The organism is Cryobacterium sp. AP27 (assembly GCF_056680495.1).
Genome location: NZ_CM155285.1, coordinates 679,295 through 694,137, shown reverse-complemented (window position 1 = coordinate 694,137; position 14,843 = coordinate 679,295). Strand labels below are relative to the sequence as shown.

Annotated in this window: 14 protein-coding genes; 4 read left to right on the top strand and 10 right to left on the bottom strand. The window is 67.5% G+C overall.

From position 1 onward, the window contains the following. The first annotated feature begins 3 nt into the window (after positions 1–3). Positions 4–1,491: a dihydrolipoyl dehydrogenase family protein gene (locus AC1MB9_RS03180; RefSeq protein WP_479963599.1), complete on the top strand. Its 1,488-nt coding sequence runs from the start codon at positions 4–6 to the stop codon at positions 1,489–1,491. Between the two features lie 19 nt (positions 1,492–1,510). Next, positions 1,511–1,870 (top strand): Fe-S oxidoreductase, encoded by a 360-nt coding sequence (locus AC1MB9_RS03175; protein ID WP_479963598.1) that lies wholly within the window; start codon positions 1,511–1,513, stop codon positions 1,868–1,870. 94 nt (positions 1,871–1,964) lie between these two features. On the opposite strand, the gene AC1MB9_RS03170 is transcribed toward AC1MB9_RS03175, so the two are convergent. From AC1MB9_RS03170 to AC1MB9_RS03160, 3 genes are read right to left on the bottom strand one after another with little or no spacing between them, the layout of a single operon-like run. After that, on the bottom strand, positions 1,965–3,440 hold the full coding sequence (locus AC1MB9_RS03170; protein WP_479963597.1) for a catalase: 1,476 nt from the start codon (positions 3,438–3,440) through the stop codon (positions 1,965–1,967). Then, positions 3,437–3,928: a Fur family transcriptional regulator gene (locus tag AC1MB9_RS03165; RefSeq protein WP_479963596.1), complete on the bottom strand. Its 492-nt coding sequence runs from the start codon at positions 3,926–3,928 to the stop codon at positions 3,437–3,439. Before AC1MB9_RS03165 ends, AC1MB9_RS03170 begins: the two co-directional genes overlap by 4 nt. Positions 3,929–3,969: 41 nt before the next feature. Then, complete coding sequence (locus AC1MB9_RS03160) at positions 3,970–5,418, bottom strand: amidase (RefSeq protein ID WP_479963595.1); 1,449 nt, start codon at positions 5,416–5,418, stop codon at positions 3,970–3,972. Between the two features lie 34 nt (positions 5,419–5,452). On the opposite strand from AC1MB9_RS03160, the gene AC1MB9_RS03155 reads away from it, so the two are divergent. Next, positions 5,453–6,253 carry an SDR family NAD(P)-dependent oxidoreductase gene (locus tag AC1MB9_RS03155; protein WP_479963594.1) on the top strand — a complete coding sequence of 267 codons (801 nt, stop codon included), beginning with the start codon at positions 5,453–5,455 and terminating at the stop codon, positions 6,251–6,253. 21 nt (positions 6,254–6,274) lie between these two features. On the opposite strand, the gene AC1MB9_RS03150 is transcribed toward AC1MB9_RS03155, so the two are convergent. From AC1MB9_RS03150 to AC1MB9_RS03120, 7 genes are all read right to left on the bottom strand, one after another. Then, positions 6,275–6,853, bottom strand: coding sequence for an N-acetyltransferase family protein (locus AC1MB9_RS03150; RefSeq protein WP_479963593.1), 579 nt, complete (start codon positions 6,851–6,853; stop codon positions 6,275–6,277). Between the two features lie 30 nt (positions 6,854–6,883). Beyond that, entirely contained in the window at positions 6,884–7,552 is a 669-nt protein-coding gene (locus AC1MB9_RS03145; RefSeq protein WP_479964569.1) for a uracil-DNA glycosylase, read from the bottom strand. Positions 7,553–7,598: 46 nt separating this feature from the next. Then, positions 7,599–8,318 (bottom strand): Type 1 glutamine amidotransferase-like domain-containing protein, encoded by a 720-nt coding sequence (locus tag AC1MB9_RS03140; protein WP_479963592.1) that lies wholly within the window; start codon positions 8,316–8,318, stop codon positions 7,599–7,601. Positions 8,319–8,440: 122 nt separating this feature from the next. Beyond that, a complete protein-coding gene (locus tag AC1MB9_RS03135) occupies positions 8,441–9,619 on the bottom strand; it encodes a bifunctional 2-methylcitrate synthase/citrate synthase (RefSeq protein WP_479963591.1) in 1,179 nt (392 codons plus the stop codon). Positions 9,620–9,628: 9 nt separating this feature from the next. Then, positions 9,629–10,546 carry a methylisocitrate lyase gene (gene prpB, locus AC1MB9_RS03130; protein WP_479963590.1) on the bottom strand — a complete coding sequence of 306 codons (918 nt, stop codon included), beginning with the start codon at positions 10,544–10,546 and terminating at the stop codon, positions 9,629–9,631. Next, on the bottom strand, positions 10,546–12,078 hold the full coding sequence (locus AC1MB9_RS03125; RefSeq protein ID WP_479963589.1) for an MmgE/PrpD family protein: 1,533 nt from the start codon (positions 12,076–12,078) through the stop codon (positions 10,546–10,548). Before AC1MB9_RS03125 ends, prpB begins: the two co-directional genes overlap by 1 nt. Positions 12,079–12,093: 15 nt before the next feature. Next, positions 12,094–12,792 (bottom strand): GntR family transcriptional regulator, encoded by a 699-nt coding sequence (locus tag AC1MB9_RS03120; RefSeq protein ID WP_479963588.1) that lies wholly within the window; start codon positions 12,790–12,792, stop codon positions 12,094–12,096. A 73-nt stretch (positions 12,793–12,865) separates the two neighbouring features. On the opposite strand from AC1MB9_RS03120, the gene AC1MB9_RS03115 reads away from it, so the two are divergent. Further along, on the top strand, positions 12,866–14,833 hold the full coding sequence (locus tag AC1MB9_RS03115) for an AMP-binding protein (RefSeq protein WP_479963587.1): 1,968 nt from the start codon (positions 12,866–12,868) through the stop codon (positions 14,831–14,833). The last annotated feature ends 10 nt before the right edge of the window (positions 14,834–14,843 follow it).

The window sequence follows — 14,843 nt, the reverse complement described above, 5'->3', positions numbered from 1 at the left end:
CACATGGCCCCCTCCACCACCCAAGCCACCTACGACGTCATTGTGATCGGCGGTGGTGCGGTCGGTGAAAACGTGGCCGACCGCACCAGCCAGGGTGGTCTCCGCACCGTGATCGTCGAGGGCGCGCTCGTCGGCGGCGAGTGCTCGTACTGGGCGTGCATGCCCTCCAAGTCCCTGCTGAGAAGCGCGGCAGCCGTAGCCGCCGCACGGCGCGTCTCCGGAGCGGCGGAACGCGTCACCGAGCCCGCCGCCGGATCACGCGCGACGGTCGATGTGGCCGCGACCCTGCGCCGACGCGATGGGATTGTCAGCAATTGGTCCGACGAGGGGCAGGTGCAGTGGCTCGACACCGCCGGCATCGCCCTCGTGCGCGGTCACGGTCGCCTGAGCGGCCTGCGGGAGGTCACCGTGACCGCCGCCGACGGGTCCACGACGGTGCTCACGGCCACACACGCGGTCGTGCTCAGCACCGGATCCGCCGCGCTCCTGCCCGACGTTTCCGGTCTGGCCGACGTCACGCCCTGGACCAGCCGTGAGGCCACCTCCGTTCAGAAGGTGCCGGACAGCCTCGCCATCATCGGGGGCGGCACCGTAGGCACCGAGATGGCGACGGCCTTCGTCGCACTCGGTTCCCGCGTGACCGTCATCGCCCGCGGCGAGCTCCTCGGCGGGCAGGAACCGTTCGCGGGCGCGCTCGTCACCACGGCTCTCGAGCGCGGCGGCGCGAGAGTCCTGGTCGGGGCGACGACGTCTTCCGTTCGACGCACCGACGCGGGAGACGTGGAACTCACCCTGGTCAACGGCGACACGGTGACGGCATCCCAGGTACTCGTCGCCACCGGGCGAACGCCAGTGACCGGTGACCTCGGCCTGACCGTTGTGGGCCTGGAACCGGGCGACTGGCTTAGGGTCGACGACACGATGCTCGTGCAGGGTGAGTCGCCCGCACTGGCCGGCGATTGGCTCTACGCCACGGGAGACGTGAACCGCCGCGCACTGCTCACCCACCAGGGCAAGTATCAGGCCCGCGCCGCCGGCGATGTGATCGTGGCCCGGGCGGCCGGAACCCCGGTACAGGACGCACCGTGGGGCGCGCATGTGGCAACCGCCGACCACTCGGCGGTACCCCAGGTGACGTTCACCGACCCGGAGGTGGCATCCGTCGGACTCACCGCGGCCGGAGCGGTGAAGGCCGGCTACCGGGTGCGTATCCTCGACCATGACCTCGCCGCGCTCGGCGGGGCCAGCACACTGTCCGACAGCTACGTGGGAAAGGCCCGCATCATTGTGGACCTGGACCGCGAAGTGATCATCGGCGCCACGTTTGTGGGCCAGGACGTGGCGGAGCTGCTGCAGTCGGCCACGATCGCCGTCGTCGGCGAGGTGCCGATCGGCCGCCTGTGGCATGCGGTGCCGAGCTATCCCACACTGAGCGAGGTGTGGTTGCGGCTGCTGGAGGCCTACGGTCGACCCGGAGACGAATCCCACTAGGACCAACTACTTTAGAGGCATGCGCCGCTTACTCTTCGACTCCCCCCTCAGCCACGCCGGTTACCTGTACGCGACCCTCGTCGGGACGGTGTGGGGTTCGCTGTGGAGCACGGGCACCGTCGAGCGCCGCGGTGGCCTACTGGTGTTTCGCGGCATGCCGGCGTGGACGTTCGGGCGCGGCGGGTCGTGCGTGGGCGGCTGTTATCTCACCAACCACAACGTGTCAGCGGCCGTGCTCGAACACGAGGCCGTGCACAAACGCCAATGGCAACGCTACGGACTCGTTTTTCCGCTGCTTTATGCCCTGGCGGGGCGCAACCCGCTGAAGAACCGCTTCGAGATTGAGGCGGGCCTGGAGAAGGGCGGCTACCTGCGCTGACGACGTGTCGGCCACTGAGCACGAAAACGCCCGGCCGTGAAACGGTCGGGCGTTTTCGCTGTGTTCGCGCTTCCGGGTGCGCGTCTCTCGGGTGTTAGCGGGTGGCGACCTCTGCGACGGCGAGCGCCTCAAGGTTGCCACGCAGGCTTGCGCCCAGGTCGGCATCCACGCTCGTCCAGTACCAGATGGCGCGCTCGATGACCTCGGCGCGTGTCACGCCGCTGATCGCGCCGGTGATGGTCGCGAGGAAACGAGCCTTCGCGGCGTCGTCGAACACGTCGCGGTAGAGCGCTCCGGCCTGACCGAAGTCGCTGTCCTCGCTGCGCAGGGTCGCGGCGGCGCGCAGAAGTTCGCCGTCGTTTTCCCAGTTACCCTCCCCCGCCGCTGCGGCGTCGGCGACGGGCCCGCCGAGCGAGTTCGGCGCGTAGTTCGGTGCACTCGGGGCGTTGAAGCCGTGGCGGGCCGCACCGTCCTGGGAGTAGTTGTGCACCGGGGCCTGCGGTGCGTTGATCGGAATCTGGTTGTAGTTCGTTCCGACGCGGTACCGCTGGGCATCCGGGTAGGAGAAGATGCGCGCCATGAGCATCTTGTCGGGGCTCGCGGCGATTCCGGGAACGAGGTTCGCGGGCGAGAACGCGGCCTGTTCGATCTCGGCGAAAAAGTTTTCCGGGTTGCGGTTGAGGGTGTGCGTGCCCACCGGGATCAGCGGGAAGTCCGCGTGCGGCCAGGTCTTCGTCACGTCGAACGGGTTGAACCGGTAGGTCTTGCCCTGCTCGTAGGGCATGACCTGCACCGAGACGTTCCACGACGGGAAGTTTCCGGCGTCGATGGCCTCATAGAGGTCGCGACGGTAGTGGTCGGCGTCGGCGCCGGCGATGAGTTCGGCCTCCGCGCCGTCCATCTCCACGTTGCCCTGGTTGGAATCGAAGTGGTACTTCACCCAGAATCGCTCGCCCTCGGCGTTGATCCACTGGTACGTGTGAGAGCCGAAGCCGGGCATTTCGCGCCAGGAACGCGGCAATCCTCGGTCACCCATGAGGTAGGTCACCTGGTGGGCGGATTCCGGTGACAGGGTCCAGAAGTCCCACTGCATGTCGGCGTCGCGCAGCCCGGAACCGGGCAGGCGCTTCTGCGAGTGGATGAAGTCCGGGAACTTGATTCCGTCGCGGATGAAGAAGACGGGGGTGTTGTTGCCGACGATGTCGTAGTTGCCCTCTGAGGTGTAGAACTTCACCGAGAAGCCGCGCACATCGCGCCAGGTGTCGGGGCTGCCCTGCTCGCCGGCCACGCTGGAGAAACGCTGGAGGGTGTCGGTGGTCGTTCCGGGCTGGAAGACTGCGGCACGCGTGTATGCGGACACGTCGCCGGTGACGACGAACTGTCCGTGCGCTCCGCCGCCCTTGGCGTGCACGATGCGCTCCGGGATGCGCTCGCGGTTGAACTGGGCGAGCTTTTCGACCAGGTAACGATCGTGCAGTGCCGTGACGCCGTTATCGCCGACGGTGAGCGAATGCTCATCGCTCGCGACGGGGGTGCCCGACTGGGTGGTGGTGGTGTTCTCGGTGGTCATGAGACTCCTTGCATGGGGTTGTCGACTGAAGGAAAAGTGGCGAGGGCGCTCTGGCACGAGGGGCACAGGCCCCAGTACGTGACCTCGGCGGCGTGAACGGCGAACCCCGAAGAGTTCTCGGGAACAAGGCAGGGGGCCGCTCCGATGGAGCAATCCACGTCGTGCACGGCACTGCAGCGCGTACAGACGATGTGGTGGTGGTTGTCACCGACCCGACGTTCGAACAGAGCGGCGGAACCGGCCGGTTCAATTTTGCGCACGAGTCCGCCCTCGGTGAAGGCGGACAGCACGCCGTACACGGCCTGCCGGCTCGTGCTGGGCAGTTCGACACTGACCGAGGCGAACACGCGATCGGCGCTCGAATGCGGCGCCGTGGTCAGCGCGCGCAGGACGGCCAGTCGAGGACCGGTGACCTTGAGGCCCACGGCGCGGATGCCGGCTGAGAGCGCTTCCGTCACCGCGGCGTCCGTGTCTCCTGTCTGCGTCATTCCTCGACGCTAGCAGTTGTTTTGACTAGATCAAAATAAGTTCATGGGGTGTTCACCGTGCGCCCAGGCTCGGGCGGCACGCGGTCCTGCCACCGGAACCGGCGTTCAAGCTGGGCGCCGAGCGCGAACAGGGTGGCCTCGCCGCCGGGACGACCGATCAGCTGCACGCCCATCGGCAGACCGTCCGCGGTCTGCGCCACGGGCAACACGATTGCGGGGAGGCCACTGACGTTCACCATCGAGGTGAAGGGCGTGTACTGCACCTGCTGCCCAAAGTTGCGCTCGCCGTCGTCGGGGTCATACCAGCCGACCGGCCTCGGGGTGAGGGCGAGGGCCGGGGTGAGAACCGCGTCGAAGCGCGACAGCTGCCGGATGAACGAACGCTCGAACGCGCTGAGCGCGGCGAGCGCCTCGGCGAGTTGCCGGGCGGTGAGTGCGCGGCCGCGATGCATAAGCCATCGTGTGAGCGGGTCCAGCAGTTCTTCCTGCGCGCCGCCGTCCGCTGGGATGCTCGCGGCCCCTGCCTGCCAGATGGTGCGGAACGCGGGGACGTAGCCGGGGTCAGGGTCGAGGGCGATGTCATCGGTGCCGTGACCGAGCACGTCGAATTCCCGCCGCGCCGCGTCCAGGGCGACGACAGCCTCGGGGGCCAGATCAATGTCGTAGTCGTTGTCCCAGGCCGACGTCGTCATCACCCCGAGCTGGAACCGTCCTTCGCCTCGCACGGCGTGGGCGAGCAGCGGGCCGTCATCACCGGGGGCACGCAGCGCGAAGTGGTGATCCGGGTGATTTCCGTGCGGGGTGATCATGGCGTCGAGCAGCAGGGCGGCATCCGCTACGGTGCGCGCGAGCGGTCCGGCCACGGGCAGCCCACCGAGCTTGTCGATTCCGGATGCCGCCGGCACCCGCCCACGCGAGGGCTTGACCCCGACGAGGCCGCATGCCGCCGCGGGAATGCGCACGGATCCACCACCGTCGGAGCCGGGCGCGAACGGAAGCAGCCGGGCGGACACGGCGACCGCCGCGCCGCCGCTCGAACCGCCGGCGCCCAAGCGCGAGTCCCACGGGTTTCGGGCCGGCGGGCCGGCCGGGCCCTCCGTGTACGACGGCAGCCCGAATTCGGGGGTGCTCGTTTTGCCGAGGCTCACGCCGCCGGCCTCGTCGAGGGCAATCACCAGATCGTCGGATTCCTCCGGGACGAAGTCGCGCATGAGCCTCGATCCGAAACGCGCGGGGACGCCGGCCCGCAGCTGCAGGTCCTTGTCCGCAAAGGGCAGCCCCCACAACGGGACCGTCTTCGGCACGGTCTGCTCAACCAGTCGGGCCCGTGCCCTGGCGTTGCCCGGGGTCACCGTCACAAACGCGCCAAGCGACGCGTCTCGCGCTTGAATCCTCGCGAGGTAGTGCTCCGTGAGCTCGGAAGGGCTCAGTTCGCCGCTCTGCAAGGCCTGCCACTGCTCGAGCGCGGTCAATTCATGCGGTTCAGCCATGCTGTGAGCCTAGCTTTGCGAGTAGCGTTGACGCATGCCACGCGCACTCTACAACCCGATGGGAACCACCGCACTGATCACCGGAGCCTCCAGCGGCCTCGGCGCCGGCTACGCCCACGAACTCGCCCAACGCGGCGCGGACCTCGTGCTCGTCGCCCGACGTCAGGATCGTCTCGAGGCCCTCGCCGTGGACCTGGCGGAGAAGTACGGCACCGTGTCGACGGTGATACCGCTCGACCTGACCGCTGGGGACGCGGTTCCCGAGCTCGTCGCCGATCTGAAGAACCGCAACGTGATCATCGGCACACTCGTGAACAGTGCCGGCTTCGGCACAATCGGCCCGTTCGCACGCACGGAAGCGGCCCCGCAGCTCGAACAGGTGCGGCTCAACGTGCTCGCCCTCACGCACCTCACCCATGCCCTGCTGCCCGACCTGATCGACACGGCCACCCGGATGCCGCACGCGGCGGCCCTGGTGAACCTCGCGAGCACGGCGGCATTCCAGCCGATGCCGCACATGTCGGTTTACGCCGCGAGTAAGGCGTATGTGCTGAGCTTCACCGAGTCCCTGTGGTACGAGACCCGGGCGACCGGGCTCAAGGTCACCGCCGTCTGCCCCGGATTCGTGGACACCGAGTTCGCACGGGTCGCCGGAAGCACAGCCGCGCGCCGGTCCCTCACCGTGGATCGTGTCATGGACAGCACCTGCGCTGCGCTCGACCGCGGCGTCACTCCCCCGCAGGTGATCGTCGGCAAACGCAACGCCATGCTGGCCCGTGCCGTGGCCTTCTCACCGCGCAAGGCCGTACTCTCCGTCGCGGCGCGGCATCACTGACCACAAGTCAGCGACGGAGTGCTACTTGAGGCTCTTCTGCAGCAGCACGGTGCCGAGCCAGCGTTCGAATTTGAACCCGACCTTGCCCATACGCCCGATTTCTTCGAAGCCGAAGTCCTGGTGCAGTTTGATCGAGGCATCCGCGCCCTGGTCGGCGATGACGGCGATGATCTCTTTGAGCCCGGCGGCCTTCGACCGGGTGATCAACTCGGCCAGCAGCTGACGGCCGAGCCCCTTGCCCGTGGATGCCGCACCGAGGTAGATGGAGTTCTCGACCGTGAACCGGTAGGCCCGTTTCTGCTTCCATGGCGCCACGAGGGCGTAGCCGAGAATTTGACCGGCCGGTGACTCGGCCACGATGAACGGCATCCCGTGCTTGCCGAGGTAGTAGAACTTGTCGCGCCACTCCGGCAGCGTCATGGCGTCTTCGTCGAAGGTGACGGTGCTGTTGGCGACATAGTAGTTGTATATCTCGCGGATGTCCGGCAGGTCGGTGACCCGCGCATCGCGCATCGTGTACGCGAACGGGTTCTCGGATGCCGGTTCCGGCCTCAGATGCCTCGGCAGCCGTCTCCGCCGCTCGTATTCTTCCTCCAGCACCGCGCACGTCCTTTCACGTTCTCGTCCAGATTACCCGAGCGCCCAGTCGACCGGGGCCGCGCCCTGGGCCCGAAGCAGCTCGTTCGCACGGCTGAAGGGCCGGGAGCCGAAGAAACCCCGCCGAGCCGACAACGGGCTGGGGTGCGGTGACTCAAGTATCGGCGTCTCCCCGAGCATGGGTCGCAACGAGGCGGCTTCCTTGCCCCAGAGGACCGCCACGAGCGGGGCATCACGCGCCACGAGCGCCCGGATGGCCTGCTCGGTCACGGCTTCCCAGCCGTGACGACGATGAGATCCCGTTGCCCCGGCCCGCACCGTGAGCACACGGTTGAGCAGCAGCACGCCGGAGCGTGACCAGGGCGTGAGGTCGCCGTGCACGGGCGGCGTCACCCCGAGGTCGCTGTACAGCTCCCGGTAGATGTTGACGAGGCTGCGCGGCACGGGCCGCACCTGCGGATCGACGGCGAAGGCGAGCCCGATCGCGTGCCCGGGCGTCGGGTACGGGTCCTGGCCGACGATCAGCACCCGAACGGCGTCGAACGGGTCGCGAAACGCGCGCAGCACGTTGTCGGCTACCGGCAGCCACGGTCGCTCCGCGGCGCTTTCCGCATCGAGAAAGCGTCCCAGCCGGTCCAGTTCGGGGGCAACCGGTGCGAGGGCTCCGGCCCAGCCGCGGTCGATGGGCGCGGTCAGGCTCAGCGCTCCGCGGGAATTCGAGGCGTCCGGCGGGGGTGGTGCGGCGTCGCTAGGCACCGAAGGTGCTCACGAGCACGCCACCGTCCGCCTGGCTCACCCGCCACACGCTGCCCGCGCCGACGACGCTCAGGGCGCCCTCGCCGACGACCAGCGCGGTGTTCTCGTCGATCGCGAGGCCGCCGTCGATGAGTCCGGCCTCGGTCGCGGAAATCAACCGGGACAGGGTGCCCCACTGTGCGGCGTGAACGTCCACGGTCACATCGAGCAGTCCGATGCCCTGCTCGATCGTGATCTCGTCCAGGTCTTCCGCGGCGCCCTGCGGGCTCACCTCGACGCCGCCGATGCGCCAGCCGCCGACAATGGCACGTTCCGCGGCGATCATCGCGCCGGCGGAGAAGCCGAGGTATGGGATCCCGACGGAGACCTGGCGGCGAATCTCGCCGCTGATCGGGAGCACGGCGCGCAGGTAATCGGGCGTCGCGCCGCCTCCGATCAGGATCCCGTCGACATCCGCTATCGACAGGTTGGTGGCAAGGCCGTCCGGCTCGAGCGCCGTGACGACGGGTTCGAAGGGGCCCGTCGCGGCGAGGGCCGCCGTCAACCGTGCGCTGTGGTCTGCGGCGCCACCGGGGCCGACGGCGACAATGGCGATACGCGGCTCCGGCCGCCCGGATGCCGCGGAGCGGGCCGCCGCTTCGAGGAAGAACGGCCCGTAGACGCTCGCGTCGTGCTCGGTCGTTTCGCCGCCACCGACCAGGTGCACGCTCATGCGGCGAACCCGCCGGTCACGGCGTCGAGGGGGGTGGACCGGGGTGGGCCGGCGAGACGGGTCACTGCATCAGAAGTCATGTTCCGATTTTAGTTCATGCCCGGTGCCGCCGGCCCGGGGCGCTACGCCGAGTGCGCCGCTCCCGGCACGTGCCGCTCTTCCTGGCCACCGTAGAGCGATAGCGGGCGGATGAGGGCGTTCGAGGCGCGCTGCTCGATGATGTGCGCGGTCCAGCCGGTCACCCGGGCGGCCACGAACAGCGGAGTGAAGCTCAGGGTGTCGAAACCCATGAGGTGGTACGCCGGCCCGGACGGATAGTCCAGGTTGGGCAAAATCGACTTCTTCGACGTCATCGCCGCCTCGAGAGATTCGTACATCTCGAGCATTTCCGGCGCGTCGTAGTGCTCGATGAGTGTGAGCAGTGCCGCGCGCATCGTGGGCACCCGTGAGTCACCGCTCTTGTAGACGCGGTGGCCGAAGCCCATGATCTTGCGCTTGTCGACGAGCGCCTGGTCCAGCCAGGCCGTCGCCCGCTCGCCGGCTCCCGCGCCGAGTCCGATCTCGGTGAACGTGTGCATGACGGCTTCGTTCGCGCCGCCATGCAGCGCTCCCTTCAGCGCGCCGATTGCTCCGGTGATCGCCGAGTAATAGTCGGCGAGCGTCGAGGTGATGACGCGTGCCGTGAACGTCGACGCGTTGAAGGAGTGCTCCGCGTACAGGATCATCGACACGTCGAAGGCGTTCACCACCACAAGCTCCGGCACCTCGCCGAAGGTCATGTGCAGGAAGTTCGCGGAGTACCCCAGGTCGGACCGCGGCTCGACGAGGCTGAGCCCATGACGACGCCGCTGGTCGTACGACACGATGGCGGGCAGCTGCGCGAAGAGGCGCAAGGATTTCGCGAGATCGGCCTCCGGCGAATCATCGCTCGTCTTCGGGTCGCTCGCGCCGATGACGCTCACGGCGGTGCGTACCACGTCCATCGGGTGGGCGGTGAGCGGAAGCTCATCGATCACACGGCGCACGGCAGGCTCAAGGTGGCGAAGGGCGCGCTCCGCGGTTTCAAAGTCGGCGAGCTGAGTCTCGGTCGGAAGCTCTCCGTACCAGAGCAGGTACGCGACTTCCTCGAAGTTGCAGCGCGCCGCGAGCTCCTGCACCGGGTAGCCCCGATACAGGAGTGAGTTCGTGTCGGGGTTGACCTTGGACACGGCGGTGGTGTCGACGACGACCCCGGCCAGTCCCTTGAATATCTTGGGCTCGGTCGCCGGGGCCGCCGCGGCGTTCTGCTCTGTCGTAGTCATGTCGTTCCTTCAGACCTTGGAGGTGATGTGCGGATTGAGGGTGAAGTCAAAGATGTCGGAGTCGAAATGGCTGTATTCCGAGTACTCGAGGAGCTTATAGAGATCGGCACGATGTTGCATCTCGCCGAGCATCGGCTCGAGACTGCCCTGCTCCAGGATCAGGTCGAGTCCCCGATCGGCCGCACCCATGGCGAGGCGGAGCAGTGACACGGGGAAAATGACCATGTTCATGCCCACGTTCGCCAGCTCGTCGACGGTATACAGCCGACCCTTGCCGAATTCGGTCATATTCGCCAGGAGCGGCACGTCGACCGCCGCGCGCATGGCCTCGAACTCGGCGAGGCTGCCCATCGCTTCGGGGAAGATCGCGTCGGCGCCCGCGTCCACGAGCTTCCTGGCGCGATCCAGCGCGGCGTCGAGGCCGTCGACGGCACGCATGTCCGTGCGCGCCATGATCAGGAAGTTCGGGTCGCGACGCGCGTCGACGGCGGCGCGGATGCGCTTGATCGCCGTGTCGTCGTCGACGACCTGCTTGCCGTCGAGGTGTCCGCATCGCTTCGGGTTGACCTGGTCCTCGATGTGCATGCCGGCCAGGCCGGCGTCCTCGAGCGTCTGAATCGTGCGGGCCACGTTCATCGGTTCGCCGAAACCGGTGTCCGCGTCGACGATGGCCGGCAGGTCCGTCATGCGGGCCATCTGCTGGCTCCGGCCGGCCACCTCGGTGAGCGTGGTCAGGCCGATGTCGGGCAGGCCCAGGTCGGCGGACAGCACAGCTCCGGAGATGTACACCCCCTCGAAGCCCTTGTTCTGGATGAGCTTGGCCGAGAGGGGGTTGAACGCGCCGGGGTAGCGCTGCAGCACGCCCGATTCGAGGCCCGCGCGCAGGGCGATGCGCTTGTCGGCGGCTGAAATTCGGGAGTACAGCATTAGAAGATTCCCATCACACTTGTCGGAGGAAGCAACCCGGGTCGGGCCGCGATGGTCAGCTCGCCGAGCTCGTCGGCCGTCAGCTCGGGGAGGCGCTCCACGAGCGCCAGGAAGCGTTCGATTTCGGTGTCCTCGAGCACGTCGGCGGCGAGCATCCGGAACTTGTTCACGTATTCCGCGCGACCGAAGGGCTTGGCGCCGAGCGGGTGCGCGTCGGCGACGGCGATCTCATCGGTGATGATGCGCCCGTCGGTGAGCGTGATGACCACCCGGCCGCCGAAGGCCTTCTCTGTGACGTCGAGGGAGTGGTAGCGGCGCGTCCATTCCTGGTCTTCCTCGGTCGTCACCTTGTTCCACAGCGCCACCGTGTCGTGGCGGCCGGCGCGCTCGGGAGAGTAGGAGTCAACGTGGTGCCAGCTGCCGTCTTGCAGGGCCACCGTGAAGATGTACGGAATGGAGTGGTCGAGGGTCTCCCGCGATGCGGTGGGGTCATACTTCTGCGGATCGTTGGCGCCGGAGCCGATCACGTAGTGCGTGTGATGGCTCGTGTGGATGACGACGGAGGCGATGGACTCACTCGATGCGAGTTCCGGGTGGGCGCGGTGCAGGCGCCGGGCCAGGTCGATCCAGGCCTGCGCCTGGTATTCGGCCGAGTGCTCCTTCGTGTAGCTGTCCAGAATGGCGCGCTTGGCGCTGCCGGGCTTCGGCAGGGACACGTCGTACGCGCCGTCTGGTCCGTCGAGCAACCAGGCGATGACGCCGTCTTCACCCTCATAGATGGGCGTCGGGCTGGTCTCACCGCGCAGTGCGCGGTCAACGGCCTCGATCGCCATTTTGCCGGCGAAGGCCGGAGCATGGGACTTCCAGCTGCTGATTTCGCCCTTGCGCGACTGGCGGGTGGCCGTCGTGGTGTGCAGGGCCTGTCCGACGGCCTGGAAGATGATGTCTTTCTCGAGTCCGAGGAGCGAACCGATTCCGGCGGCGGCCGACGGGCCGAGGTGCGCGACGTGGTCGATCTTGTGCGCGTGCAGACTGATCGATTTCACGAGGTCGATCTGAATCTCGTACCCGGTGGCGATGCCTCGAACGAGGTCGGCGCCGGTAAGCCCCTTCGCGGTGGCGAGATGCTGCGCGACCGCGAGGATGGGGGGAATGTTGTCGCCGGGGTGGGAGTATTCCGCGGCGAGGAACGTGTCGTGGTAGTCGAGTTCACGTACGGCGACGCCGTTCGCCCAAGCGGCCCATTCCGGGGAGACCCGTCGGGCGGGGTCAAGACCGAAGACCGTCGATCCGTCGCCACCGTTCGAGCGGGGGTGGGCAAGGGCCTGCGACCGGGCGGCGGTCACGGGCTTGCGGGTCAGCGACGCCGCGGCAACGGCGGCGTTGTCGATGACCCGGTTGATGATCATTTCGGTGACGTCGTCGGTGACGGCCACCGGGTCTGCCGCGCATTCCGCGATTTTCCAGGCCAGTTGGTCCTCACGGGCAAGGTTTTCTTCACTGCGGTGAACTCGAATGTGGTGGATCTGCACGATGATTCCCTTCGGTTATTCGGCCGGGACGGCCGTTTCCTCAGCAAGCGTCGCGAGAACGTTTGTGAGGCTCTGGTAGAGGTGGACATGTGTGGCGTGGGCGGCGAGTGCGGCATCGCCGGCGATGATGGCGTCGATGATGAGCAGGTGTTCCGCTGCCGCGGCGCGCAGCCGTTCCTGGTTTCCGCGGGCGATGCGGCGGATGCGTGCCAGGTGCGTGCGCACGCTCTCCAGGGCTCCGAAGAGGAACGGGTTGGCCACGGCGGCGTCCACGGCGGCCTCGAAGTCGTCGATGAGTTCGTAGTACCGGTGAATCCCGTCGTCGCCCTGCAACAGCAGCGCCGGGGCATCCAGGAACTGGGCGCGGAGGGCCTGGAAGACCTCCGGGTCCCGCCGCTCGGCGGCCAGGCGCACGGTGTGCACCTCAAGGGATTCCCGCAGTTCGTAGAGGCCATTGATGCTCGCAAGGGACAACTCGGTCACCTCGAAGCCGCGTCCGCTGCGCCCCACGACGAGGCCGTCCGCGGTCAGCCGGGCGACGGCGGCCCGCAACGGCGTTCGCGACACGCCGATTCGTTCCGCCTGCTCGACTTCGAGCAGACCGGTACCGGGGGGCAGGTCGCCGTCGAGAATCTCGTTGCGTAACTGCCGATAGGCCCTCTCGCTGGCGCGGAGGGGGACTTTCGACCCGAGCGTCGTGGCTTCTGTATACACAAAGCTCATCCTATTCCATCAGACCGGCTTTTATGCAATACTTCAACCACTCTTTGTATACAGAGGCGCTTCAATGGAGAGGTTCAACATGATCAGCGCACCACCACACGGGTCCTACCAGCGCAGCTGGCAACGGAGCATCGACTCCCCCGAAGAATTCTGGCTGGAAGCCGCCGCCGACATCGAGTGGACCACTCCGCCGCGCGCGGCATTCGAACAGCGCTCGGCCACGGACTGGTCGTGGTTTCCCGGCGGACACCTGAACACGAGCGTCAACGCCCTGGATCGGCATGTCCTGGCCGGCCGAGGGGCACAAACCGCCCTGATCTACGATTCCGCCATGACCGGCACTCAGGCATCCCTGACCTACCTCGATCTGCTCGGTCGGGTGTCCAAATTCGCCGGCGCGCTCCGCGCCAACGGTGTCGGCCGCGGCGACCGCGTCATCATCTACCTCCCGATGATCCCCGAGGCCGTCATCGCCATGCTCGCCTGCGCTCGCATCGGCGCCATCCACTCGGTCGTCTTCGGCGGTTTCGCCGCGAACGAACTGGCCGCCCGCATCGATGATGCTCGCCCGTCAGTGATCGTCACGGCATCGGGTGGCCACGAGCCCGGTCGCGCCGTGGAGTATCTGCCTCTTGTTCAGCGAGCACTCACGCTCAGCGACGGTTCGGTGCACACGGTGATCGTGCGCAACCGAGACACAATCCCCGGTTCTGCCGCGGACTACGCCGACGAGCCGGTGTCCTGGCTTGACTGGGCCGCCGAGGAAGACGGCGCGGCGCCGGCCGACCCGGTGAGCATGGCCTCGGAGGACCCGCTGTACATTCTGTATACCTCGGGAACCACGGGAAGCCCCAAGGGGATCGTGCGTGATACCGGCGGCCATGCCGTCGCCCTCGCCTGGTCGATGCGCAACATCTACAACGTTGAGCCGGGCGACGTCTACTGGGCTGCCTCCGACGTGGGCTGGGTGGTCGGCCACTCCTATATCGTCTACGCCCCACTTCTGGTCGGCGCCACCACGGTCATCTACGAGGGCAAGCCCATCGGCACCCCGGATGCCGGCGCCTTTTGGCGCGTCGTCGAGCAGCACCGGGTCAAGGTGCTCTTCACCGCGCCGACGGCCGTGCGTGCGATCCGACGCGTCGACCCCGAACTGCTGGAACTCAAGAAGTACGACGTGTCCTGCCTCGCGAGCCTTTTCCTCGCCGGTGAACGCCTCGATCCGGAGACGTTCCATTGGGCCAACGACGGACTGCACTGCCCCGTCGTCGACCACTGGTGGCAGACGGAAACGGGCTGGGCGATCTGCGCCAATCCCCTCGGCATCGAGGAGCTCGAAACGCGTCCGGGGTCGGCGACCGTTCCGGTTCCGGGGTACAAGATCGAGATTCTCGACGGCAAGGGCCGTCCGGTCACGCGGGTGGGCAAGGACGGCAACATCGCGATCCGCCTCCCCCTGCCCCCGGGCAATCTCATCGGCATCTGGGGCAGCAAGGAACGTTTTGCGAGCGCGTATCTCACGGCCTTTCCGGGCTACTACGCCACGGGCGACTCCGGTCACTTCGACGAGGACGGGTATCTGTACATCATGGGGCGCACCGACGACGTCATCAACGTCGCCGGGCATCGGCTGTCAACGGGTTCCCTCGAAGAGGTCCTGACGCTGCATCCCGCCGTCGCCGAGTGCGCCGTGCTTGGCGTGCACGACGCCCTCAAGGGGCAGCGCGCGGCAGGCTTCGTCACCCTCAAGGCGGGCGCCACGATCGATCACGACACCCTGGCCAGGGAGCTGGTCGCCCTTGTGCGCGACAACGTCGGCCCCGTCGCCGCGTTTCGTGACGTGACGATTCTGGAACGCCTCCCGAAGACCCGATCGGGCAAGATTCTGCGCAAGACGATCCGCCAGATCGTGGACGGAGAACCATACACGGTGCCCCCCACCATCGAGGACCCTGCCGTTCTCGACGACCTCAGGCAGGCCCTGGCCGCCACCGCGGAGAAGGCACCGGCCGTGCGTGTCGACCGGTCCTGATCGGCGGCGC

Bases quoted from the DNA above. Each gene is read 5' to 3' on its own strand.
- AC1MB9_RS03180 (WP_479963599.1), top strand. From the start codon at position 4: ATGGCCCCCTCCACCACCCAAGCCACCTACGACGTCATTGTGATCGGC.
- AC1MB9_RS03175 (WP_479963598.1), top strand. From the start codon at position 1,511: ATGCGCCGCTTACTCTTCGACTCCCCCCTCAGCCACGCCGGTTACCTG.
- AC1MB9_RS03170 (WP_479963597.1), bottom strand. From the start codon at position 3,440: ATGACCACCGAGAACACCACCACCACCCAGTCGGGCACCCCCGTCGCG.
- AC1MB9_RS03165 (WP_479963596.1), bottom strand. From the start codon at position 3,928: ATGACGCAGACAGGAGACACGGACGCCGCGGTGACGGAAGCGCTCTCA.
- AC1MB9_RS03160 (WP_479963595.1), bottom strand. From the start codon at position 5,418: ATGGCTGAACCGCATGAATTGACCGCGCTCGAGCAGTGGCAGGCCTTG.
- AC1MB9_RS03155 (WP_479963594.1), top strand. From the start codon at position 5,453: ATGCCACGCGCACTCTACAACCCGATGGGAACCACCGCACTGATCACC.
- AC1MB9_RS03140 (WP_479963592.1), bottom strand. From the start codon at position 8,318: ATGAGCGTGCACCTGGTCGGTGGCGGCGAAACGACCGAGCACGACGCG.
- AC1MB9_RS03135 (WP_479963591.1), bottom strand. From the start codon at position 9,619: ATGACTACGACAGAGCAGAACGCCGCGGCGGCCCCGGCGACCGAGCCC.
- prpB (WP_479963590.1), bottom strand. From the start codon at position 10,546: ATGCTGTACTCCCGAATTTCAGCCGCCGACAAGCGCATCGCCCTGCGC.
- AC1MB9_RS03115 (WP_479963587.1), top strand. From the start codon at position 12,866: ATGGAGAGGTTCAACATGATCAGCGCACCACCACACGGGTCCTACCAG.